This window comes from Sinomonas atrocyanea (assembly GCF_030812675.1).
Taxonomy (GTDB): domain Bacteria; phylum Actinomycetota; class Actinomycetes; order Actinomycetales; family Micrococcaceae; genus Sinomonas; species Sinomonas atrocyanea_B.
The window spans coordinates 114586-135197 of record NZ_JAUSTE010000001.1; the positions used below are offsets into that span (position 1 = coordinate 114586).

Sequence of the window (20612 nt, forward strand, 5' to 3'; positions counted from 1 at the left end):
AGAACTGTCGGACCCCTCTTCTAGAGTGAGGCCATGGCATGGGAAGACAGCTTCGACTGCTTCGCCGACGAACCGGTCGGCGAACCTCCCGCGCCTCCTCCCTGGCTTCTGGCGGCCTGGGAGGAACGGGAGCGGCTCGCGCCGGCGCTGGCACCGTCCGCGCGCACGGCGGCGCGGCTCGACCAGGCCGACCGGCTGGCGGACGCGCTCAAGGAGCTCGATGCTGAGGAGGCCCGGCTCGCCGCCGAGCGGGCCCGGATCCTCGCGGCCCTGACGGCCTCGGTGGGCGGGGATTCGTTGGACCCGGTCCGCCGGGCCGACGCCCCCAGTATCGCGGCTTCGGAGGTAGCCGCAGCCCTGAAGATCTCCCAGCGGACCGCCCGGGCACAGGTCGCCGAGGCCCTCGAGCTCACTGCGGAGGACTGGAGCGGCGTCCTCGGGGCCATGGAGAGGGGACGCCTTCCGCGCTGGCGCGCCCTGGCGATCATGGCGGCAGCGCTCCCCGTGCCCGCCGAACGGCGTGCCGCCTTCGCTGCCGCCGCCCTCGTGCAGGCCTGCCCACCGGATCCGGAACGCATCCCGTCGCTGGGGGCGCTGGGCCGGAGGCTGCGCCGGCTCGTGGAGGACTACGCCACGGAGCCGCTGGCCATCCGCAGGCGCGAAGCGGCCGCGCGCCGGCGCGTCGACGTGGAACCGGCGCCCGATGGCATGTGCTGGCTCGCCGCGTACCTGCCGCTCGAGGTCGGCGCGGCGATCGACACGAGGCTCGAGGCGCTCGCCCGGTCGCTGCAGTCGCCCACGGAGCCCCGAGGCATCGGCCAGCTCCGCCTGGACGTCTTCGCTGACCTGCTCATGGGCGCCGACTGCGTCCGGGCCACGGTGAATGGGCCGGGAACCCCGAGCACCGGGGGCACAAAGGCTGATGTCCCCATCGGCACGCCGGGCGGGATCCGCACCGAACTCATTGTCACGGTCCGGGCCCGGACGCTGCGTGGCGACTCGGAGGCCTCTGGGGAGATCATCGGGTACGGTCCGATCGACGCCGATGCGGTGCGGCTCATGGCCGCCGAGGCCGCGACGTGGAGCCGGATGTAGGTCGATCCTGCCGACGGGGCCCCGGTGGCGGTGGGCCGGCGGCGCTATACGCCGACCCTCGCCATGCGCCGGCAGCTCGGAGCACGCGACGCCGCCTGCCGCTTCCCCGGGTGCGATGTCCCGGCGGCCGCCGCCGAGGCGGACCATACCGACGAATGGGCCGCCGGCGGCGCAACGGACCTGGCCAACCTGGCCCTGCTCTGCCGCGAGCACCACCGTCTCAAATCTCTCGGCTACTGGAGGGTCCGGCAGCTCGGCCCGTCGGGGCACGGGCCCTCCCCGCGCCGGTGCGGCGCGAGACCGCGGCACGGCGGCCGAGCCAGGGCATCGCGTCGCCTCGTCCGCCCCCACGGGATCCCCTCCCGCAATGCCGGCTGCCGCACGTTCGCCTTCGGCGGCCGCCCGGTCAGGGATCCTCGAGTGGACCTCGCCGACAGGGCAGAGACACCTCAGCTACCCCGAACCGGACCCTCCGCCGCCGTTCTGACGGGCGCGGTCCTGACTGCGCAACGGCTGGCGGCGCACATCCTGACGGCGCAGTCCTGACGCAGAGTTCGCCCTGAGGACGTCGTTCAGACCACAACCTCACGCCGCACAGCTCCGCCATCGGCTACCGTCATTCCCGGCGCGACTACCGTCATTCCCTGACCTGCTAGCGGTGGGCGATGCCGACCACCGCGGCGTAGGCCTCCCCCACCGCCTCCGCGGCCCGCGCGAGGTTCTGGGCCTCGATGGTGCCGGGCAGGGTGAAGCGCACTGCCGTCAGCGCGACCTCGGGATCGATGCCCATGGCGAGCAGCACCGACGAGGGCTCGCTTGACCCGGCAGCGCACGCCGACCCGGACGAGCACACCACACCGCGGCGCTCGAGCTCGAGCAGCACCGACTCGCCGCTGACCCGGGGGAAGCAGAACGAGGCACTCCCTGGCAGCCGCTCGGAGGGGTGTCCGGTCAGGATCGCATCCGGGACGAGCTCCAGGACGCGGGCGACGAAGGCGTCGCGCAGGGACGAGAGGCGCGCCGACGCCGTCGTGCGCTCGGCCTCGGCGAGGCGCAGCGCGGTGGCGAGGGCCACGGCGCCGGCGACGTTCTCGGTGCCAGAGCGCCGGCCCCGCTCCTGGCCGCCGCCATCGAGGACGGGCTCGAGGGCGAGGCGGCCGGCGGCGTAGAGCGCGCCGACGCCCTTGGGCGCCCCGAGCTTGTGCCCGGAGATGCTCAGCGCGTCCACGCCGAGCGCGCGCACATCCAGCGGCAGCCAGCCGGCAGCCTGCACCGCGTCGGTGTGGAACGGCACCGCGGCGCCGCGGGCCACGGCACCGAGCTCGGCAACGGGCTGCACCGTTCCCACCTCGTTGTTGGCGAACATGACCGACGCGACCGCCGTCTCGGGGCCCACGACGGCGGCGAGCGCCTCCGGCGCGACGCGCCCCGCAGCATCGACCGCCAGCACGTCGACGGAGAACCCGTGCAGCCTGGCAAGGGCCCGCGCCGACTCGAGGACCGCCGGGTGCTCGACGGCGCTGACGACGACGCGCGACCGCCTCGGGTCCGCGGCCCGGCGGGCCAAGGCAATCCCCTTCACCGCGAGGTTGTCGGCCTCGGTGCCGCCCGAGGTGAACGTGATCTCGGCTCCCCTGCATCCGAGCAGGCCCGCCACCTCGTCGCGCGCCGCCTCGAGCGCGTCGCGCGCGCGGGCCCCGAGCTCGTGGTGGCTCGAGGCGTTGCCGAAGTCGCCGGTGAGGAAGGGCCACATGGCCTCGAGGACATCGCGGCGCACCGGGGTGGTGGCGGCAGCATCGAGGTAGATCATGGCGTGCCGATGACCACGTCGAGGCCGAGGTCGAGGTTGACCACCGAGTGGGTGAGCGCCCCGACCGAGATGACGTCGACCCCGGTGGCCGCGATGGCGGCGACCGTGTCGAGGGTGACGCCGCCGCTGGCTTCGACGATCGCCCGGCCCCCGATGAGCTCGACGCCCGCGCGCAGGTCCTCGAGGCTGAAGTTGTCCAGCATGACCGTGTCCACACCGGCGGCGAGGACGGGCCCGATCTGGTCGATGCGGTCGACCTCGACCTCGACGTGGGTCGTGTGCCCGAGCCGGGCGCGGACGCCCTGGAGGGCCTCGGTGAGCCTGGCGGGGTCGCCGCCGGTGAGCACGGCGAGGTGGTTGTCCTTGGCCATGACGGCGTCGGAGAGGCTGAACCGGTGGTTGCGGCCGCCGCCGCACCGCACGGCGTACCGTTCGAGCTCGCGCAGCCCCGGCGTCGTCTTGCGGGTGTCGACGATCCGCGCCCGGGTCCCGGCGGTCCGCGCGACGTACTCGGCAGTGAGGGCCGCGATGGCGCTCATGCGCTGCACGAGGTTGAGCACCACGCGTTCGGCGGTGAGGATCGCCTGCGCCCTGCCGGTGACCCGGGCCAGGACGGCGCCGGCTGTGAAGGCCTCACCGTCGCTGGCGAGGAGCTCGACGGCCGCGTCGGCGTCGTGGAAGCGGAAACCGGCCTCGACGATGGGACCGCCCGAGAAGACGCCGGGTACCCGGGCCCGCAGCTCGGCAGTAGCCGTCGCTTCGGCGGGGATCAGCAGGAGGGAGGTGAGGTCGCCGCTCGGGGTGTCCTCGGCGTACGCCGCCTCGAGCACCCGCCGCACAGCGCCCGGAGCCAGCGGGATGGGCGGGAGCGCTGTCCCGGTCGGCGCGACGCTGCGGGCAGTGCTGGTGGCCTCTGCGGTGTGGGTCATGTCAGGCGGTCCTTCCGAGGAGTGCGTGCTGGGAGGCGGCCGACTCGGTGGCGGCGCTGCCCGGGTGGCGCACGACGGCGGGACGCGGCGTCCCGTGCGCCGCGGCCCCGCGCGCCGAGCTTCCCTCGCGCGCCGTGCTGTTGAGCGGGGCGGGCAGGCGCCGGTCGGGGAAGTCGAGCCGGAAGTGCGCTCCGACGGACTCCTCCCGGGCCTCCGCCGCGGCGGCGAGGAGACGTCCGAGGAGGAGCAGGTGGGCGGTCTCCGAATCGTCGGCGGTCCATCCGCGGAGCGTACGGGTGAGGCGCGCGAGGCCGCTGCCGTCCCGGATCACCCCGCCGTCCGCCTGCATCGCATCGGCGACGAGCGCCCGCCCCGCCTCCTCCGGGAGCGTCCGGGCGTCCTCGGCCGGGAAGGCGTCCACGACGTGCGCGTCGGCAACGTCCGGACCGCCCCATCCGCGGGCAGAGGAGCCGGAGCGACCGGCCGAGAGTGCGTGCCGCACGGCGCGCCCGGCGAAGACGACCCCCTCGAGCAGGGAGTTCGAGGCGAGGCGGTTGGCTCCGTGGACGCCGGTGCAGGCGGCCTCCCCGACGGCATAGAGGCCGGGGACGCTCGTGGCGCCGTGGAGGTCGGTCGCGACGCCGCCCATCCAATAGTGCGCGGCGGGGCCGATGGGCAGGGGCTCCCGGCGCCAGTCGAACCCGGCGGCGCGGGTCATCGCGTCGAGGCCCGGGAAGCGGCCCGCGAGGAAGCCGTCGCCGTGGAGGCCCTCGAGCGCGGTGGCATCCAGGTACGCGTGGCCGCCGCCCGCGCGGGCGTGCAGCGCGAGGGCGCGGGAGACCACGTCCCGCGGGGCGAGCTCGCCGAGCGGATGGTAGTCGGCGACGAAGCGGCGCCCCGACGCGTCGCGGATCACCGCGCCCTCTCCGCGCACCGCCTCCGAGATGAGCGACGAGCGCAGCGCGCCGTCGGGGCCTGCGACCTGGAGCGCCGTGGGGTGGAACTGGTAGAACTCGAGGTCGCGGAGCGCGGCGCCGGCCAGGAAGGCGAGGGCGATGCCGTCGCCGGTCGCGACCGCTGGGTTGGTGGTCTGGGCGAACAGCTGGCCCGCTCCCCCGGTGGCGAGTACCACGGCGTCGGCCCGGACGCGCTCGGCGCTGCGGTCCGCATCGCGGGTGAAGGCGACCCCGGCGACGGCACCGCTGTCGAGGAGGATCCCTGTGGCTCTGGCGTCCTCGTGCACGGCGACGCGTCCCTCGGCCTCGAGAGCGCGCAGGCGGCGTATCAGGGCGCGGGTGATCCCCGCGCCGCTCGCGTCCCCGCCGGCGTGCAGGATGCGGGGGAACGAGTGGGCTGCCTCGAGACCGAGCAGGGGACGCCCGTCGGGGCCGAGATCGAATGCGACGCCCCGGCCGGCGAGATCCGTGACGGAGCCCGCGGCGGACCTGCACATCAGTTCGACGGCCGGGCGCGAGCCGATCCCGGCACCGGCGGCGATGGTGTCCGCCACGTGGCTGGCGACGGTGTCCCCGGGGGCGCGCTGCCCCTCGGGCAGGACCGCGGCGTAGCCGCCCTGGGCCAGCATGCTGTTGCTGTCCGCGAGGCGCGCCTTGGTCAGGAGCACGACGTCGGCCCCCGCCTCGGCGGCCGATACCGCCGCGGTGAGGCCGGCGGCGCCGCTGCCCACCACGACGAGCTGCCGGAGCCCGTCGGGTGTCGCCGCGCCCACGCCCCGCGGTGTCACGGCCGCGCCGCCAGCATGCGCTCGAGGGCCACGCGCGCGGTCGAGGCGACCTCGGCCGGGACCTCGATGCGGTTGCGCACCTCGCCCTCGACGAGGCCCTCCAGGACCCAGGCGAGGTAGCCGGGATGGATCCGGTACATGGTCGAGCAGGGGCAGATCACCGGGTCGAGGCAGAAGACCGTGTGCTGGGGGTACTCGGCGGCGAGCCGGTTCACGAGGTTGACCTCGGTGCCGATCGCGAACACGGTGGGCTCGGTGGCCCCCGCGATCGCCTTGCGGATGTAGTCGGTCGACCCGTACTCGTCGGCCGCGTCGACGACCTCCATGGGGCATTCGGGGTGCACGATCACCCGCACGCCCGGGTACTCCGCGCGGGCCTTCTCGATCTGGGCGACGGAGAAGCGCTTGTGGACGGAGCAGAAGCCGTGCCAGAGGATCACGCGGGAGTCCTGGAGGGTGGCCGCGTCGTTGCCGCCCAGGGGCTTGCGCGGGCTCCACATCGGCATCTGCTCCAGCGGGACGCCCATGGCCTTGGCGGTGTTGCGGCCCAGATGCTGGTCCGGGAAGAAGAGCACGCGCTGCCCACGCTCGAACGCCCACTCGAGCACCGTGGCGGCGTTGGAGGACGTGCACACGATCCCCCCGTGCTCGCCGCAGAAGCCCTTGAGGGCGGCGGACGAGTTCATGTAGGTCACGGGAATGACGGGCACGCGGCCCTCCGCGTCCGGCTCCGTCCCGAAGAGCTCCTCGAGCTGCGCCCAGGCCTGCTCCACCGAGTCGATGTCCGCCATGTCCGCCATCGAGCAGCCCGCGGCGAGGTTCGGGAGGATGACGGCCTGATCCGGGCGGGAGAGGATGTCCGCGGTCTCGGCCATGAAGTGGACGCCGCAGAACACGATCGCCTCGGCGTCGGGCCGGGTGAGGGCGGCGTTGGCGAGCTGGAAGGAGTCGCCCACGAAGTCGGCGTGCTCGACGACCTCGTCTCGCTGGTAGAAGTGGCCGAGGACCACGACCCGGTCGCCGAGCTCCTCCTTGGCGGCCGTGATCCGTGCGTGCAGCTCCGCCTCGGTCGCCTGCTTGTACTCCTCGGGCAGCTGGCCCTGGCGCGGGGTCGACGCGGGGGCACGGTCTGCGGCCGATGCACCGGGCCCGTACGCGGGCATGCCGCGCAGCGCCTCCGCGGCGTCGAACTCCCACGGGCCCTTCGCGAGGTCGGCGCTGCAGGTGCCCGCGGCGGCGGCCTCGGCCTCCGCACGGGTGACGAGGCTGATGGCGGTGGCGACAGATGTCATGGCGTGCTCCTGGTGGATGCTGCTGGGGCTGGTGCGGTCTGGGACGGGTCGGCCGGTGAGGGGGCCGCTGGGCTGGGTGCCGTCTGGGGCGGCGGGGCGGTCGTGGCGTCGATCCGCCCGCGCGCCCCGGTGTAGCGGTAGAGCCTCGGAGGACGGTGCCGCCCTCCTTCGAGGACCTCGTCGGTGGGCTCGATCTCGGCCATGCCCTTGAGCTGGCGGCGGAAGTTGGCGGGGTCGAGCGGGCGGCCGAGCACGGCCTCGTAGACCTCGCGCAGCTGGGCGAGGGTGAACTTCTCCCCGAGGAAGTGGTAGGCGATCTGGGCGTACTCGATCTTGCTGCGCAGGCGCCAGAGCGCGTAGTCCACGATCTCCCGGTGGTCGAACGCGAGCCCGCCGTCCCGCTCGCCGGCGGTGTCGGCCCGGTGCCAGGCGACGTTCTCGTCCTCCTCGCCGAGGAGTTCGGCCTCCGTGGCGCGGACCAGCGCCCAGTAGACGATGGAGACCACCCGCTGGCTGCCGCGCTCGGGCCGGCTCGATCGGTTGAGGCCGCCGAACGCGTAGAGCTGCTCGAGGTACTCGGGCTCGAGTCCGGTGGTCTGCTGGAGGTTCCGGCGCGCCGCGTCCTCGAGGGACTCCGTCGGTGCGAGGGGCCCGCCGGGGAGCGCCCAGCGGCCCTTGAACGGCTCCTTGACGCGCCGGACGAGCGGGATCCACAGGGTGGGGCCGCCGCCTGACTCACTCCGGGCCGACTCCGGGGTCAGGGCGAAGATCACCGTGGAGATCGCGAGTGACGGCGGCAGCTGGGCCCGCTCCGAGACGTTGGCGCCCACGGCGGCGTGCGGGCCCACGGCGGCCGGCGCGGCGGAGGACGGGAAGATCCCGCTCATGCGCACCTCCAGCCGTCGAGGTCAGGGCGGCCCAGGGGCCCGCACTAGTTAGAGTCAAAGTGACTTTAACTCATGATACGCCGCCGCTGGCCTCGGCACCAAAAGGTGACGGCCGGAGCCCGCCGCCCTCAGCTCCTCGCGGCGGCCTCGAGCAGGGGCAGCGTGCGCCCCTCGAAGTGGGTGTTGAGCACGATCACCGAGGAGGAACGGACCACCGCGCGCGTGGCGGTGACGGCGTCGAGCACGCGCTGGAGGTCGGAGTTGGAGCGGGCGGCGACCCGCGCCATGAGGTCGCTGTCCCCCGACACGGTGTGGACCTCGAGCACCTCCGGGATCTCGGCGAGGGCCACCGCGACGGCGTCGTGTCCGGAGTCCTGGTTGATCGTCAGCGAGCAGAAGGCCACGACGGGGAACCCGAAGGCGCGCGGCTCCGGATGCGGAGCCCACTGCCCGATGACACCGCTCGCCACCATCCGGTCGAGCCGGGCCTGGACCGTGGCACGGGCCACCTTGAGGATCCGCGACGCCTCGAGCACGTTCATGCGGTGCTCGTCGGTGAACAGCCGGACAATCCTGGCGTCGAGCTCGTCGACCTTCATGCGGGCCTCCAGATCAGGGTCGGAGCGAAAGGGGTCTGCGGATCAGATCGAATGCTACAGATTGATGATCCGGCGCGCATGCACTGCGCATTGTGTCAACTTCCGCGCCGCCCGGCGGGCTCTTCCTGCACATCCTGCGTAGGGGCGTGAGGTGCACCACACGGCCCTCCGCCAAAGGCGCTATGGTCAGTGGGTCCTCTGGCCGACGGCGCCCATCCTGCGACGGCGGCCACCGATCCTCCGAAAGACGGAAATGACAGCTATGCAAACGTCAGACGGCCTCGGGACCGCGTCAACGACGACGCAGCCTCCGCGGCTCGGGCCCTCGATGTCGCCGCGGCAGCTCACCATGATGGGCCTCGGCAGTGCCATCGGGGCCGGCCTGTTCATCGGCTCGGGAGCGGGCATCCAGGCCGCCGGCCCGGCGGTCCTCATCTCCTACCTCGTGGCCGGCACCCTCATCATCATCGTGATGTGGGCCCTGGGCGAGATGGCGGCCGCCAACCCCAACAGCGGCGCGTTCTCGGTCTACACCGGCAAGGCCCTCGGCGGCGTCGCCGGCGCCACCGTCGGATGGCTGTGGTGGTGCCAGCTCGTCGTCGTGATCGCCGCAGAGGCCCTCGGCGCCGCCGGCCTGCTCGCCACGGTCTTCCCGGCGCTGCCCGTGTGGCTCATGGCGCTGGTCTTCATGGGCGCCTTCACGGCCGTGAACCTCACCGGCGTGCGCAACTTCGGCGAGTTCGAGTTCTGGTTCGCGCTGCTCAAGGTCGCCGCGATCGTCATCTTCCTGCTCGTGGGCGCCGCCCTCCTGTTCGGCTGGCTCCCCCACGCGGCGTCGCCGGGGCTGTCCCACTTCATGGCCGACGGCGGATTCGCGCCCCACGGCATGGGCGGCATCGCGACCGGCCTGTTCGTCGTCGCATTCGCCTTCGGCGGCACGGAGATCGTCTCCGTCGCCGCGGCCGAGACGCGCGATCCCGCGCGCAGCGTGGCCCGGGCCGTCCGCACGGTGGTGTGGCGCATCCTCGTGTTCTACATCGGCTCCATCTTCGTCATCGCCGCCGTGATCCCGTGGAACTCCCCCGAACTCAAGAGCCCGTTCGCCGGCGTCCTCGACCTCGCGGGCCTGCCCGGCGCCGCCACGGTGATCACCCTCGTGGCGGTCGTCGCACTCCTGTCCGCGCTCAACGCCAACCTCTACGGCGCCTCGCGGATGATCTTCTCCCTGGCCGAGCGCCGGGAGGCGCCGCGCGCCCTCACGTCGCTGACCAAGACCAGGGTCCCGGCCCTCGCCGTCGCGGCGTCGGTCGCCTTCGGCTTCATCGCCACGGTGCTCGAGCTCCTGTTCCCCGACCATGTCCTGCCGCTGCTGCTGAACTTCGTCGGGTCCACGTGCCTGATCGTCTGGGGTTCGGCGCTCGTCTCGCAGATCGTGCTGCGCCGCCGCGCCGATGCCGCGGGCACCGCGCTGCCCCTGCGCATGGCAGGCTTCCCGTGGCTGTCCGCCTTCGGCGTCGTGCTCCTCGCCGCGATCTTCACGGTAGGCCTCATCGGAGCGGACAGCCGCGCCCAGCTGCTGAGCACGTTCGTCCTCGTCGCCGCCATCGCCGCCGGCGCCTGGCTGCGACGCCGCGCGGTGGCGGGACAGCCCGCCGGGGTCAGCACGGAAGACGAGCCCGGTCCGCGGGATCTGGCAGGCACGGGAGACGCTGGCCGCTGATCCAGCCCCCTCGCCGCCGCGGGCCCGGACCACGCACCCAGCGTGGTCCGGGCCCGCGGCCGTCTCTGTCCTGAGAGCGGTAGCACATTGTGCAGTGATCTAGGCCACAGCAGGCGTTCGCTATACAGATTGCAAGCTTGACATCAGAACGATTGCACACACTGTGCGCCCCGCGTACGGTCCTGCTATGCAGACTTCACCGACAGCACAGGCCTCGACCGGCCGTGCGGGCCTCGCCGGGGCGCACCCGGACCCGTTGCCGGAGCTCCCCGCGGCGGCCCCCGTGACCGACGCAGACCTCCTCGAGCTCTACCGGCTCATGACGGCGGTCCGGCAGCTCGACCTCGCCGCCGTCGCGTGGCAGCGCCAGGGCATCCTCCCCGCCTACGCGCCCGAGCTCGGGCAGGAGGCCGCCCAGGTCGCCTCGGCGCTCGCCCTGGACCTCTCGCGGGACTTCGCGTTCCCCACCTACCGGGAGCTGGGCGTCGCCCGCGCGGCAGGGGTGGACATGGTCGAGTACATGTCCACCCATCTGGCCACGTGGCACGGCGGGCTCTGGGACGCTGCCGCGACGCACGTCGCGCCGATCCAGGCCGTCGTCGCGGGCTCGGTCCTGCACGCGGTGGGGTGGGCGCACGGCCAGACCCTCGCGGGGGAACCCGGCGTCGCCATCACCTACCTCGGCGACGGAGCCTCGAGCCAGGGCGACGTGCACGAGGCCATGAACTTCGCCGGAGTCTTCAGGGCACCGGTCGTCTTCTTCGTGCAGAACAACGGCTGGGCCATCTCGGTGCCGACCGAGCGGCAGGTCGCGGGCGGCAGCGTCGCCGCGCGCGGCGCCGGCTACGGCATCCCGGCCCTCCAGGTCGACGGGAACGACGCCGCCGCCGTGCTCGAGGCGACCCGCCGCGCTGTCGCCCACGCCCGTGCGGGCCACGGGCCCGTGATCATCGAGGCGATGACGTACCGGCGCGGCCCGCACGCCACGAGCGACGACCCCGGCCGCTACCGCACGCTGGACCAGGAGCGCGCCGACGGCGGCGCCGACCCGCTGGTCCGGCTGCGCGAGCGCCTGACGGGCGAGGGCATCGCGGACGAGGCAGCGCTCGACGCCGCCGACGCCGCGGGAGCCGCCGAGGCCGAGGCGGTGCGCGAGGGCGTCCTGGCACTGGGCCCGCGCCCGGGTGCCGAGATGTTCGACTTCGTCTTCACCGAACCCACCGACGAGCTGCTGCAGCAGAAGGCTGCGTGGCGCGAGGAGTCCGAGCATGCCTGAGACCCTGTCCACCACCGGCGCACCCGACGCCTCGGCCTCCCGGCCCGGGTCCCGCACGCTCTCACTGCAGGGCGCCCTCAACCTCGCCCTCGACGAGCTCCTCGCGGAGGACCCGAAGGTCCTCGTCCTCGGCGAGGACGTCGGCACCCTCGGCGGCGTCTTCCGCGTCACCAGTGGGCTCGCCGCCGCCCACGGGGCCGAGCGCGTCTTCGACACACCGCTCGCGGAGTCGGGCATCCTCGGCATGTCGATCGGCCTCGCGATGGCGGGCTTCCGGCCGGTGCCCGAGGTCCAGTTCGACGGCTTCGCCTACCCGGCCATGAACCAGATCGTCACCCAGCTGGGACGGATCCACTACCGCTCCCGCGGCGCCCTCCGCGTACCCGTCACGCTGCGGGTGCCGAGCTTCGGCGGGATCCGCGCCCCCGAGCACCACGGCGAGAGCCTCGAGTCCGTGTTCGCGCACGTGCCGGGCCTCAAGGTCGTCTCCCCCGCGGACCCGCAGCAGGGGTACTCGCTGCTCAAGGCGGCGGTCCGCATGGACGACCCCGTGATCTTCATGGAGCCCAAGTCCCGCTACTGGCAGAAGGGCGAGGTCGTCACGGAGGACGGGCACTCCGACGTCACCGGCGCGCGGATCGCCCGCGAGGGCCGCCACCTCACGCTCGTCGCCTGGGGAGCCATGGTGGCCCGGTGCCTGCAGGTCGCCGAGCTCGCCGCGGAGGACGGGATCGACATCGAGGTCGTCGACCTGCGCTGGCTCAAGCCGATCGACACCGAGACGCTGGCGAGGTCCGTGGCGAAGACGCGGCGCGCCGTCGTCGTCCACGAGGCCCCGCTCACCGCAGGCCTCGGCGCGGAGGTGGCCCAGCGCATCACGGAGCGCTGCTTCGGCACCCTCAGGGCACCCGTTGAGCGCATCACGGGCTTCGACGTACCGTATCCGTCGGGGGACCTGGAGGACGAGTACATCCCGAATATCGACCGCATCCTGTTCGGCATCCAGCGAGTATTGGAGTACAAGCGTGGCTGAGATCTCCTTCCCCCTTCCCGACCTCGGCGAGGGCCTCATCGAGGCCACCGTCCTCGAGTGGCTCGTCGCCGAGGGCGACCAGGTCGAGCGCAACCAGCCGATGGTCGAGGTCGAGACGACGAAGTCGGCCCTCGAGCTGCCGAGCCCGCAGGCCGGCGTCGTCAAGAAGACCCACGGAGCGCCCGGCGAGGTCATCAAGGTGGGCGAGCCGCTCATCGTCTTCGAGGTCGCGGACGACACTGCGGGCATCGTCGGCACCGTGCCGTCCGAGGGCGCGCCGAAGCGCCGCGTGCGGCTGAGCGCGAACCTCGACGAGGATTGAGCACAGGAGCGGCACCGGCAGCCCCGAGGGGGACAGCCGCCGCGATCGCGGACGAGGAGAGGATGGCGCACATGATGTCAGGCCAGCACGCCGGGCAGGCGGCGCACCACACGGTCGAGGGCACCGACCCCGGCCTGCACGTGGTCGTCGCAGAGCCCGAGGACCCCGCGGCGCTGCCGCCCGTCCTCCTCATCCACGGCTTCGCCTCGTCAGTGGCCCTCAACTGGGAGCAGAGCGGCTGGGTCGGGGCGCTGACCGGCGCGGGGCGGCGCGTGATCGCCGTCGACCTCCCCGGGCACGGCTCGAGCCAGGCACCCGAGGACGTCGACTCCTACACCCCGGGGCGCATCCGGGCCGACCTGCTGCAGATCGTCACCGACTGCGGCGCCCGGCCCCTCGCCGCCGGGCAGCCCGAGAGCGGCCTCGACGTAGTCGGGTACTCGCTCGGGTCACGGCTCGCGTGGGAATTCGGGGCGACCCAGCCCGCGCTCGTGCGGCGGATGGTGCTCGGCGGACCGAACAGCCGCGATCCGCTCGCGGAGTTCGACCTCGCCGCCGCCCAGCGCTTCCTCGCCGACGGCACGCCGATCGAGGACGCCTCGACCGCGCGCCTGGTCACGATGGCCCTCGCCTCGCCGGGGTCGGACATGTACGCCCTGCTCTCCCTCGTCGAGGGGATCAAGGAGGAGCCGTTCGACGCCGCCGAGGCCGTGCCCCAGCAGCCCCTCCTGCTGGTCTCGGGCGAGAAGGACGAGCGCGTCGGGGCCCTCGAGGTCCTCGCCGCGCTCGCGCCCACCGCGACGACCGTAGTGGTCCCCGGGCGGAACCACGTCAACGTCGTGACGGCGCGCGCGTTCAAGCAGGCGGCCCTCGAGTTCCTCGCCCAGGACTAGCGTCCCGGGAGGCCACTTTCTCCTCGCCCCTCAGCGGGGGTTGACGGGCCGCGTGTTCCACGGCACACTGGATCGTATACGATGATCGTATACGATCCAGTTCCCGTTTCCGGGAGCTGTCGACTCAAGGGAGAGGGACACGTGGAGCGAGCAGAACAGCGCGAGCAGCTGCGCCAGGACACCATCACGGGCGCCGGCAAGGTGATCGCCGTCCACCTGAACTACCCCAGCCGCGCAGCGCAGCGGGGACGCACCCCCGCGGTGCCCTCCTACTTCCTCAAGCCCGCGACCTCGCTCGCGCTCGACGGCGCCGAGCTGGCACGACCGCGCGGCGTCGAGCTCCTCACGGTCGAGGGCGAGGTCGCCCTCGTCATCGGGGCCCGCACCCGCAACGTCTCCCCCGAGGACGCCTGGTCCCACGTGGAGTCGGTGACCGCCGCGAACGACGCCGGCCTCGCCGACCTGCGCTGGCCGGACAAGGGCTCGAACCTCCGCTCGAAGGGCGCCGACGGCATCGCCCCGATCGGCCCGGCCCTCCTGCCGGCCCAGGAGCTCGACCCCGCTGGCCTGCGGGTGCGGATGTGGATCAACGGCTCCCTCGTCCAGGACGACTCGACGGCGACCCTCCTGTTCCCGTTCGCGCAGCTCGTCGCCGACCTCTCGCGCCTCATGACCCTCGAGCCCGGCGACATCATCCTCACCGGGACCCCGGCCGGGGCCACCGTCGCGCGGCCCGGCGACGTCGTCGAGGTGGAGGTCGACGGCGTGGCGTCCGACGGCGCGACCCTCACCACCGGGCGGCTCACCAATACGGTGGTCGACTCCGGCCTCGTCCTCGAGCCCTACGGCGCGCTCCCCAAGCTCACCGACGCCGACCGCATCGACGCCTGGGGCTCGGCCGAGGCCGCGGGGCTCTCAGCTGACGGCGGCCCCGCGGACGGCGCGCCTGCGGCGGACGCCAACCAGCCGGCGTCGTCCGCGTCCGCCCCGGACACGCGGCCGGCGAGCGTCCTGACCCCGGAGCTCACCGAGAAGCTGCGGTCCGTCGGGACCGCGACCCTGAGCGTGCAGCTGCGCAAGCGCGGCATGCAGAACTGCCACATCGAGGGTCTGACCGCGACCCACCCCGGCGCCAAGGTCGTGGGCACGGCCCGCACCCTGCGCTACATCCCGGCCCGGGAAGACCTCTTCAAGGAGTTCGGCGGCGGGTACAACGCGCAGAAGCGTGCCGTGGACTCGCTGCGGCCCGGCGACATCCTCGTCATGGACGCACGGGGCGAGAAGGGCACGGGCACCCTCGGCGACGTCCTCGCGCTGCGCGCCCAGGTCCTCGGCGCCGAGGCCGTCATCACCGACGGCGGCATCCGCGACTTCGGTCCGGTCTCCGCGATGGAGATCCCCGCCTGGGGCGCGAACGCCCACCCGGCCGTCCTCGGGCGCCGGCACGTGCCGTGGAGCGTCGACGACACAGTCGCGTGCGGCGGCGCCGCCGTGGTCCCGGGCGACGTGATCGTGGGCGACGAGGACGGCCTCGTGGTCATCCCGCCCGCGCTCGTGGCCGAGGTGGCCGAGGACGCCGTGGTCCAGGAGCGCATGGAGGCCTGGGTCGCGGACCGCGTCGCCGAGGGCCACCCCGTGGACGGCCTGTTCCCGATGAACGCCGAGTGGAAGGCGAAGTACGAGGCGTACCTCGCCCAGCAGCGGGGCACCGGGGAGCAGCAGTGACCGCCCCCGCCCACGGAGCGCCGGCCCCGCCCGGCGAGCGCGCGGCGAGCAAGTCCGAGCTCGCCTACGAGTGGCTGCACGAGCAGATCGTCAGCGGCGGCTTGGCGCCCGGGGCCCGGCTCGTGCTGTCCCAGGTGGCCGAGAAGCTGGACGTCTCGGTGGTCCCGGTCCGCGAGGCGGTGCGCCGGCTCGAGGCCGAGGGTCTCGTGACGTTCGAGCGGAACGTCGGCGCCACCGTGGCCGGCATCGACCCGACCGAGTACCTGTACACGATGCAGACGCTCAGCCTGGTGGAGGGTGCCGCAACGGCGCTCTCGGCGCCGGCGGTGACGGCCGAGGACCTCGCGGCGGCGCGGGCGGTCAACGAGCGCATGCGCGAGTTCCTCGCCCCGGATCCGCTGCACTTCGACTCCGTGGCCTTCACGGCGCTCAATCGCGAGTTCCACTCCGTCCTGTTCGAGCGCTGCCCGAACCCGCACATCCTGGACCTCGTCCACCGCGGCTGGAACAGGCTCAAGGCCCTGCGCGGCTCGACGTTCAGCTACGTGCCGGAGCGCGCGAGCCAGTCCATCGAGGAGCACGAGGCGCTCCTTGCGCTGATCGAGCGCGGAGCGCCGACCGCGGAGATCGAGCTCGCGGCCCGGCGGCACCGCTCGGCGACCCTCGACGCCTACCTCGCCCACACGGGCGAAAACCCCGGCTTCCCGACCCTCTAGTCCCTCATCCCGGGCGCAGCGCGTCCACACGTCCACCCATCGGAGGATCACTGATGACCACCCATTCCGTTCCGGAGAACCTGCCCGAGCGCATCCAGCACTACATCGACGGCGAGTTCGTCGACTCGGCCGACGGCGACACGTTCGACGTCCTCGAGCCCGTCACGAACGAGGTCTACGTCAAGGCCGCCGCCGGCAAGAAGGCGGACATCGAGCGCGCCGTCGCCGCGGCGAAGCGCGCCTTCGAGGAGGGCCCCTGGCCCAAGATGCTCCCGCGCGAGCGCTCGCGGGTCCTGCACCGCATCGCGGACATCGTCGAGTCCCGCGACGCCCGCCTGGCCGAGCTCGAGTCCTTCGACTCGGGCCTGCCCATCACCCAGGCCCTCGGCCAGGCCCGCCGTGCGGCGGAGAACTTCCGCTTCTTCGCGGACCTGATCGTGGCCCAGGCCGACGACACCTTCAAGGTCCCCGGCCGCCAGATCAACTACGTCAACCGCAAGCCGATCGGCGTCGCGGGCCTCATCACGCCGTGGAACACCCCATTCATGCTCGAGTCCTGGAAGCTCGGACCGGCGCTGGCCACGGGCAACACCGTGGTGCTCAAGCCGGCCGAGTTCACCCCGCTCTCGGCGTCGCTGTGGGCCGGGATCTTCGAGGAGGCGGGCCTGCCGAAGGGTGTGTTCAACCTCGTCAACGGCCTGGGCGAGGATGCGGGCGATGCGCTCGTGAAGCACCCCGACGTGCCGCTCATCTCCTTCACGGGCGAGAGCCGCACGGGCCAGATCATCTTCGCCAACGCCGCCCCGTACCTCAAGGGCCTCTCCATGGAGCTCGGCGGCAAGAGCCCGGCGGTCGTCTTCGCCGACGCCGACCTCGACGCGGCCGTGGACGCCACGATCTTCGGCGTCTTCTCCCTCAACGGCGAGCGCTGCACCGCCGGCTCCCGCATCCTCGTCCAGCGCGGCATCTACGACGAGTTCGTGGAGCGCTACGCGGCGCAGGCCAAGCGGGTCAAGGTCGGCTACCCGCACGATCCCGCCACCGAGGTCGGCTCCCTCGTGCACCCCGAGCACTTCGAGAAGGTCATGGGCTACGTCGAGCTCGGCAAGGAGGAGGGCCGCCTCGTCGCCGGAGGCGGCCAGCCCGAGGGCTTCGAGTTCGGCAACTTCGTGGCTCCCACGGTGTTCGCCGACGTCAAGCCGGACGCCCGGATCTTCCAGGAGGAGATCTTCGGCCCCGTCGTCGCGATCACGCCGTTCGACACCGATGCAGAGGCCCTCGAGCTCGCCAACAACACCAAGTACGGCCTGGCCGCCTACGTGTGGACCAACGACCTCAAGCGGGCCCACAACTTCGCGCAGTCCGTCGAGGCCGGCATGGTCTGGCTCAACTCGAACAACGTCCGCGACCTCCGCACCCCCTTCGGCGGCGTGAAGGCCTCCGGCCTCGGCCACGAGGGCGGCTACCGCTCGATCGACTTCTACACCGACCAGCAGGCGGTCCACATCACGCTGGGCAAGGTGCACAACCCGACCTTCGGCAAGCAGGAGGCGCCTGCGGAGACGCACACCGCCACCGACCTCGACGACCCGGATCCCCGCTGAGCCGGCGGCCCCGCAACCACACCCCATCTCACTGAAAGCAAGGACGCTGCCATGACCCACCGCGACGACATGACCCTGACCTCGTCGGGCTTCTACGTCTCCCAGGAGGCCCCGATCTCCTGCGCCAACCCCGTCCCCACCCCGTCGGTGCCCGCGCCGGACATCCTGCGCTGCGCCTACATGGAACTCGTGGTGACGGACCTGGAGCGCTCGCGCAACTTCTACGTCGACGTCCTCGGACTCACGGTCACCGAGGAGGACGAGAACGCCGTCTACCTCCGCTCGCTCGAGGAGTTCATCCACCACAACCTCGTGCTGCGCAAGGGCCCGGTGGCCGCCGTGGCCGCCTTCTCCTACCGCGTCCGCACCCCGGGGGACCTCGACAAGGCGGTCGCCTTCTACACCGAGCTCGGCTGCCGCGTCGAGCGCCGCGCGGAGGGCTTCACCAAGGGCATCGGCGACTCAGTGCGTGTGGAGGACCCGCTCGGGTTCCCCTACGAGTTCTTCCACGACGTCGAGCACGTCGAGCGCCTCGCGTGGCGCTACGACCTGCACACGCCGGGCTCGCTCGTCCGCCTCGACCACTTCAACCAGGTCACCCCGGACGTCCCGCGCGCCACGAAGTTCATGCAGGACCTCGGCTTCCGCGTCACGGAGGACATCCAGGACGAGGACGGCACGGTGTACGCCGCGTGGATGCGCCGCAAGCCGACCGTCCACGACACCGCGATGACCGGCGGCAACGGCCCCCGCATGCACCACGTGGCCTTCGCGACGCACGAGAAGCACAACATCCTCGCGATCTGCGACAAGCTCGGTGCCCTGCGCATGTCGGACCACATCGAGCGCGGCCCGGGCCGCCACGGCGTCTCGAACGCGTTCTACCTCTACATCCTCGATCCGGACGGCCACCGCGTGGAGATCTACACGCAGGACTACTACACCGGCGACCCGGACAACCCGGTGGTCACGTGGGACGTGCACGACAACCAGCGCCGCGACTGGTGGGGCAACCCGGTCGTGCCGAGCTGGTACACGGAGGCCTCGCTCGTCCTCGACCTCGACGGCAACCCGCAGCCGGTCATCGAGCGCACGGACTCCTCCGAGATGGAGGTGACCATCGGCGCCGACGGCTTCTCCTACACCCGGGCCGACGACGAGTCCGGCTCGTACCACGGCCAGGCCTCGAAGGGCTTCAAGATCGGCAACCAGCTCTAAGCCATGCTGAGCGAAGAGACGATTGCGGCAATTGCCGACGAGCTCGTGGAGGCAGGGCGCACGCGCACGCCGGTGCCCCTCCTCCACACCCGCTACGAGGGCATGGACGTCGAGGACTCGTACGCCGTGCAGAAGCTGTGGGCCAGCCGCCTCGAGGCGGAGGGGCGGCGGGTGGCCGGCCGCAAGATCGGCCTGACGTCCAAGGCAATGCAGGCGGCCACCGGCATCACCGAGCCGGACTACGGCGTCATCTTCGACGACCAGGTCCTCGAGAACGGCGCCGTCGTCGAGTGGAAGCGCTACACGCACCCGCGCATCGAGGTCGAGCTCGCGTTCCGCTTGGGCCGCGACCTCAAGGGGCCGGGGGTGACGCTGTTCGACGTGCTCGACGCGACGGACTACGTGGTCCCCGCCCTCGAGATCCTCGACTCGCGGATCGAGATGGAGGGGCGCACCATCGTGGACACCATCTCGGACAACGCAGCGCTGGGCGCCATGGTGGTGGGCGGGCGCCCCGTGCGCCCGCACGACGTGGACCTGCGCTGGGTGTCCTCCCTCCTCTACCGCAACCAGGAGATCGTGGAGACGGGCGTCGCCGCCGGCGTCCTCAACCATCCGGCGACGGGCGTCGCGTGGCTCGCGGACAAGGTCGCCCAGCACGGCCAGGACCTGCGCGCGGGCGACCTCATCCTCGCGGGCTCGTTCACCCGGCCCATGTGGGTCTACGAAGGCGACACGGTGTACGCGGACTACGGGCCCCTGGGGACGGTGACATGCCGTTTCGTCTAGAGCCCGAGAGGACGTTCCGGCACGCCCTGGCCGCGGCGGCCGAGGCCGGCAGCGGGGCGCAGATCGGCCTGTGGGTCTGCTCCGGCAGCCCCCTGGTCGCGGAGATCATGGCCGGCTCGGGGGCGCAGTGGCTGCTGATCGACACCGAGCACAGCCCCAACTCGCTCGAGTCGGTGCTCGCCCAGCTCCACGCCGTGCACGGCTATGACGTGCTGCCGATGGTGCGCCTGCCGTGGAACGACGTGGTGCTCATCAAGCAGTACCTCGACCTCGGGGCCCAGAACCTCCTGATCCCCATGGTCAACGACGCCGAACAGGCCAGGGCCGCCGTGGCCGCCGTGCGGTACCCGCCGCACGGCGTGCGGGGCGTCGGCTCGGCCCTCGCCCGCGCTGCCCGGTGGAACCGCATCCCGGACTACCTGGCCCGCGCGGACGAGACCATCTCCCTCACCGTCCAGATCGAGACGGGCGAGGCCGTGGCCAATGTCGAGGAGATCCTGGCGGTGGACGGCGTGGACGGGATCTTCATCGGCCCGTCCGACCTGGCCGCGTCCATGGGCGTCCTCGGCCAGCAGGAGCACCCCGAGGTGCGCGCCGCGGTCGAGCACTGCCTCGACGCAGCCCGGGTGGCCGGGAAGCCCGCCGGCGTCAACGCGTTCGTGGAGGCCACCGCGCGGCACTACATCGAGCGCGGCGCGCGGTTCGTGCTCGTGGGCGCCGATGTGGCGATCCTCGCCCGCTCGAGCGAGGAGCTCGCCTCCCGGTTCGCCGCGGCTTCAGACACGGCGGACGACGGCGCGCGGCCGGCGAGCTACTGAACCCCGCCACGCAGGCTGATCACCGGAACGCCACGCGGAGTCGGAACCTTCGGGTTCCGGCTCCGCTTCCGCTCCGGTGCGGGCATGCCGACGCAACTCGCGCGATCCGGGGCGCTTTCGCACGGAAGCTGACCTCAATGAT

General features: G+C 72.6%; 19 protein-coding genes. 13 read left to right on the forward strand and 6 right to left on the reverse strand.

What is annotated here, in order from left to right; translation table 11 throughout:
- The first annotated feature begins 33 nt into the window (after positions 1-33).
- Both J2W20_RS00540 and J2W20_RS19170 read left to right on the forward strand, forming a co-directional pair.
- Positions 34-1095, forward strand: a complete 1062-nt coding sequence (locus J2W20_RS00540) for a DUF222 domain-containing protein (RefSeq protein WP_307003653.1) — start codon at positions 34-36, stop codon at positions 1093-1095.
- 63 nt (positions 1096-1158) lie between these two features.
- Positions 1159-1641 (forward strand): HNH endonuclease signature motif containing protein, encoded by a 483-nt coding sequence (locus J2W20_RS19170; protein ID WP_373457937.1) that lies wholly within the window; start codon positions 1159-1161, stop codon positions 1639-1641.
- A 106-nt stretch (positions 1642-1747) separates the two neighbouring features.
- On the opposite strand, the gene J2W20_RS00545 is transcribed toward J2W20_RS19170, so the two are convergent.
- The 6 genes from J2W20_RS00545 to J2W20_RS00570 form a co-directional block, all read right to left on the reverse strand.
- Entirely contained in the window at positions 1748-2905 is a 1158-nt protein-coding gene (locus tag J2W20_RS00545; RefSeq protein WP_307003656.1) for a cysteine desulfurase family protein, read from the reverse strand.
- On the reverse strand, positions 2902-3834 hold the full coding sequence (nadC, locus tag J2W20_RS00550; protein ID WP_307003658.1) for a carboxylating nicotinate-nucleotide diphosphorylase: 933 nt from the start codon (positions 3832-3834) through the stop codon (positions 2902-2904). The genes J2W20_RS00545 and nadC overlap by 4 nt, the downstream gene beginning before the upstream one ends.
- Before the next feature lies 1 nt (position 3835).
- Positions 3836-5563, reverse strand: coding sequence for an L-aspartate oxidase (gene nadB / locus J2W20_RS00555; RefSeq protein WP_307003660.1), 1728 nt, complete (start codon positions 5561-5563; stop codon positions 3836-3838).
- Positions 5564-5574: 11 nt separating this feature from the next.
- Positions 5575-6870 (reverse strand): quinolinate synthase NadA, encoded by a 1296-nt coding sequence (nadA, locus tag J2W20_RS00560; protein ID WP_307003661.1) that lies wholly within the window; start codon positions 6868-6870, stop codon positions 5575-5577.
- Positions 6867-7757 carry an NUDIX hydrolase gene (locus tag J2W20_RS00565; protein ID WP_307003664.1) on the reverse strand — a complete coding sequence of 297 codons (891 nt, stop codon included), beginning with the start codon at positions 7755-7757 and terminating at the stop codon, positions 6867-6869. The genes nadA and J2W20_RS00565 overlap by 4 nt, the downstream gene beginning before the upstream one ends.
- Positions 7758-7885: 128 nt before the next feature.
- On the reverse strand, positions 7886-8356 hold the full coding sequence (locus J2W20_RS00570; RefSeq protein ID WP_307003666.1) for an Lrp/AsnC family transcriptional regulator: 471 nt from the start codon (positions 8354-8356) through the stop codon (positions 7886-7888).
- Positions 8357-8618: 262 nt separating this feature from the next.
- Between J2W20_RS00570 and J2W20_RS00575 the strand changes: the two genes are divergently transcribed.
- The 11 genes from J2W20_RS00575 to J2W20_RS00625 all read left to right on the forward strand — a co-directional run bounded on the left by J2W20_RS00575 (position 8619) and on the right by J2W20_RS00625 (position 20470).
- On the forward strand, positions 8619-10076 hold the full coding sequence (locus J2W20_RS00575; RefSeq protein ID WP_307003668.1) for an amino acid permease: 1458 nt from the start codon (positions 8619-8621) through the stop codon (positions 10074-10076).
- Between the two features lie 319 nt (positions 10077-10395).
- Positions 10396-11352, forward strand: coding sequence for a thiamine pyrophosphate-dependent enzyme (locus tag J2W20_RS00580; protein ID WP_307004682.1), 957 nt, complete (start codon positions 10396-10398; stop codon positions 11350-11352).
- Positions 11345-12385 (forward strand): alpha-ketoacid dehydrogenase subunit beta, encoded by a 1041-nt coding sequence (locus J2W20_RS00585; protein WP_307003671.1) that lies wholly within the window; start codon positions 11345-11347, stop codon positions 12383-12385. The genes J2W20_RS00580 and J2W20_RS00585 overlap by 8 nt, the downstream gene beginning before the upstream one ends.
- Entirely contained in the window at positions 12378-12707 is a 330-nt protein-coding gene (locus J2W20_RS00590; protein WP_307003673.1) for a biotin/lipoyl-containing protein, read from the forward strand. The genes J2W20_RS00585 and J2W20_RS00590 overlap by 8 nt, the downstream gene beginning before the upstream one ends.
- A 74-nt stretch (positions 12708-12781) precedes the next feature.
- Complete coding sequence (locus tag J2W20_RS00595) at positions 12782-13600, forward strand: alpha/beta fold hydrolase (RefSeq protein WP_307004684.1); 819 nt, start codon at positions 12782-12784, stop codon at positions 13598-13600.
- 81 nt (positions 13601-13681) lie between these two features.
- Positions 13682-15325 carry a fumarylacetoacetate hydrolase family protein gene (locus J2W20_RS00600; RefSeq protein WP_373457938.1) on the forward strand — a complete coding sequence of 548 codons (1644 nt, stop codon included), beginning with the start codon at positions 13682-13684 and terminating at the stop codon, positions 15323-15325.
- Positions 15322-16041: a GntR family transcriptional regulator gene (locus J2W20_RS00605; RefSeq protein ID WP_307003677.1), complete on the forward strand. Its 720-nt coding sequence runs from the start codon at positions 15322-15324 to the stop codon at positions 16039-16041. The genes J2W20_RS00600 and J2W20_RS00605 overlap by 4 nt, the downstream gene beginning before the upstream one ends.
- Before the next feature lie 53 nt (positions 16042-16094).
- Entirely contained in the window at positions 16095-17645 is a 1551-nt protein-coding gene (hpaE, locus tag J2W20_RS00610; protein ID WP_307003679.1) for a 5-carboxymethyl-2-hydroxymuconate semialdehyde dehydrogenase, read from the forward strand.
- 51 nt (positions 17646-17696) lie between these two features.
- Complete coding sequence (hpaD, locus tag J2W20_RS00615) at positions 17697-18863, forward strand: 3,4-dihydroxyphenylacetate 2,3-dioxygenase (protein WP_307003681.1); 1167 nt, start codon at positions 17697-17699, stop codon at positions 18861-18863.
- A gap of 3 nt (positions 18864-18866) precedes the next feature.
- Entirely contained in the window at positions 18867-19652 is a 786-nt protein-coding gene (gene hpaH, locus J2W20_RS00620) for a 2-oxo-hept-4-ene-1,7-dioate hydratase (protein ID WP_307003683.1), read from the forward strand.
- A complete protein-coding gene (locus J2W20_RS00625) occupies positions 19637-20470 on the forward strand; it encodes an HpcH/HpaI aldolase family protein (RefSeq protein WP_307003685.1) in 834 nt (277 codons plus the stop codon). The genes hpaH and J2W20_RS00625 overlap by 16 nt, the downstream gene beginning before the upstream one ends.
- The last annotated feature ends 142 nt before the right edge of the window (positions 20471-20612 follow it).

What these genes read in the sequence shown, in the direction of transcription:
- nadC (WP_307003658.1), bottom strand. Translation starts at nt 3,834, where the DNA reads ATGACCCACACCGCAGAGGCCACCAGCACTGCCCGCAGCGTCGCGCCG.
- J2W20_RS00580 (WP_307004682.1), top strand. Translation starts at nt 10,396, where the DNA reads ATGACGGCGGTCCGGCAGCTCGACCTCGCCGCCGTCGCGTGGCAGCGC.
- J2W20_RS00545 (WP_307003656.1), bottom strand. Translation starts at nt 2,905, where the DNA reads ATGATCTACCTCGATGCTGCCGCCACCACCCCGGTGCGCCGCGATGTC.
- J2W20_RS00575 (WP_307003668.1), top strand. Translation starts at nt 8,619, where the DNA reads ATGCAAACGTCAGACGGCCTCGGGACCGCGTCAACGACGACGCAGCCT.
- nadA (WP_307003661.1), bottom strand. Translation starts at nt 6,870, where the DNA reads ATGACATCTGTCGCCACCGCCATCAGCCTCGTCACCCGTGCGGAGGCC.
- J2W20_RS00570 (WP_307003666.1), bottom strand. Translation starts at nt 8,356, where the DNA reads ATGAAGGTCGACGAGCTCGACGCCAGGATTGTCCGGCTGTTCACCGAC.
- hpaD (WP_307003681.1), top strand. Translation starts at nt 17,697, where the DNA reads ATGACCCACCGCGACGACATGACCCTGACCTCGTCGGGCTTCTACGTC.
- J2W20_RS00540 (WP_307003653.1), top strand. Translation starts at nt 34, where the DNA reads ATGGCATGGGAAGACAGCTTCGACTGCTTCGCCGACGAACCGGTCGGC.
- hpaH (WP_307003683.1), top strand. Translation starts at nt 18,867, where the DNA reads ATGCTGAGCGAAGAGACGATTGCGGCAATTGCCGACGAGCTCGTGGAG.
- hpaE (WP_307003679.1), top strand. Translation starts at nt 16,095, where the DNA reads ATGACCACCCATTCCGTTCCGGAGAACCTGCCCGAGCGCATCCAGCAC.
- J2W20_RS00595 (WP_307004684.1), top strand. Translation starts at nt 12,782, where the DNA reads ATGTCAGGCCAGCACGCCGGGCAGGCGGCGCACCACACGGTCGAGGGC.
- J2W20_RS00585 (WP_307003671.1), top strand. Translation starts at nt 11,345, where the DNA reads ATGCCTGAGACCCTGTCCACCACCGGCGCACCCGACGCCTCGGCCTCC.
- J2W20_RS00565 (WP_307003664.1), bottom strand. Translation starts at nt 7,757, where the DNA reads ATGAGCGGGATCTTCCCGTCCTCCGCCGCGCCGGCCGCCGTGGGCCCG.
- J2W20_RS19170 (WP_373457937.1), top strand. Translation starts at nt 1,159, where the DNA reads ATGCGCCGGCAGCTCGGAGCACGCGACGCCGCCTGCCGCTTCCCCGGG.
- J2W20_RS00600 (WP_373457938.1), top strand. Translation starts at nt 13,682, where the DNA reads ATGATCGTATACGATCCAGTTCCCGTTTCCGGGAGCTGTCGACTCAAG.
- J2W20_RS00625 (WP_307003685.1), top strand. Translation starts at nt 19,637, where the DNA reads ATGCCGTTTCGTCTAGAGCCCGAGAGGACGTTCCGGCACGCCCTGGCC.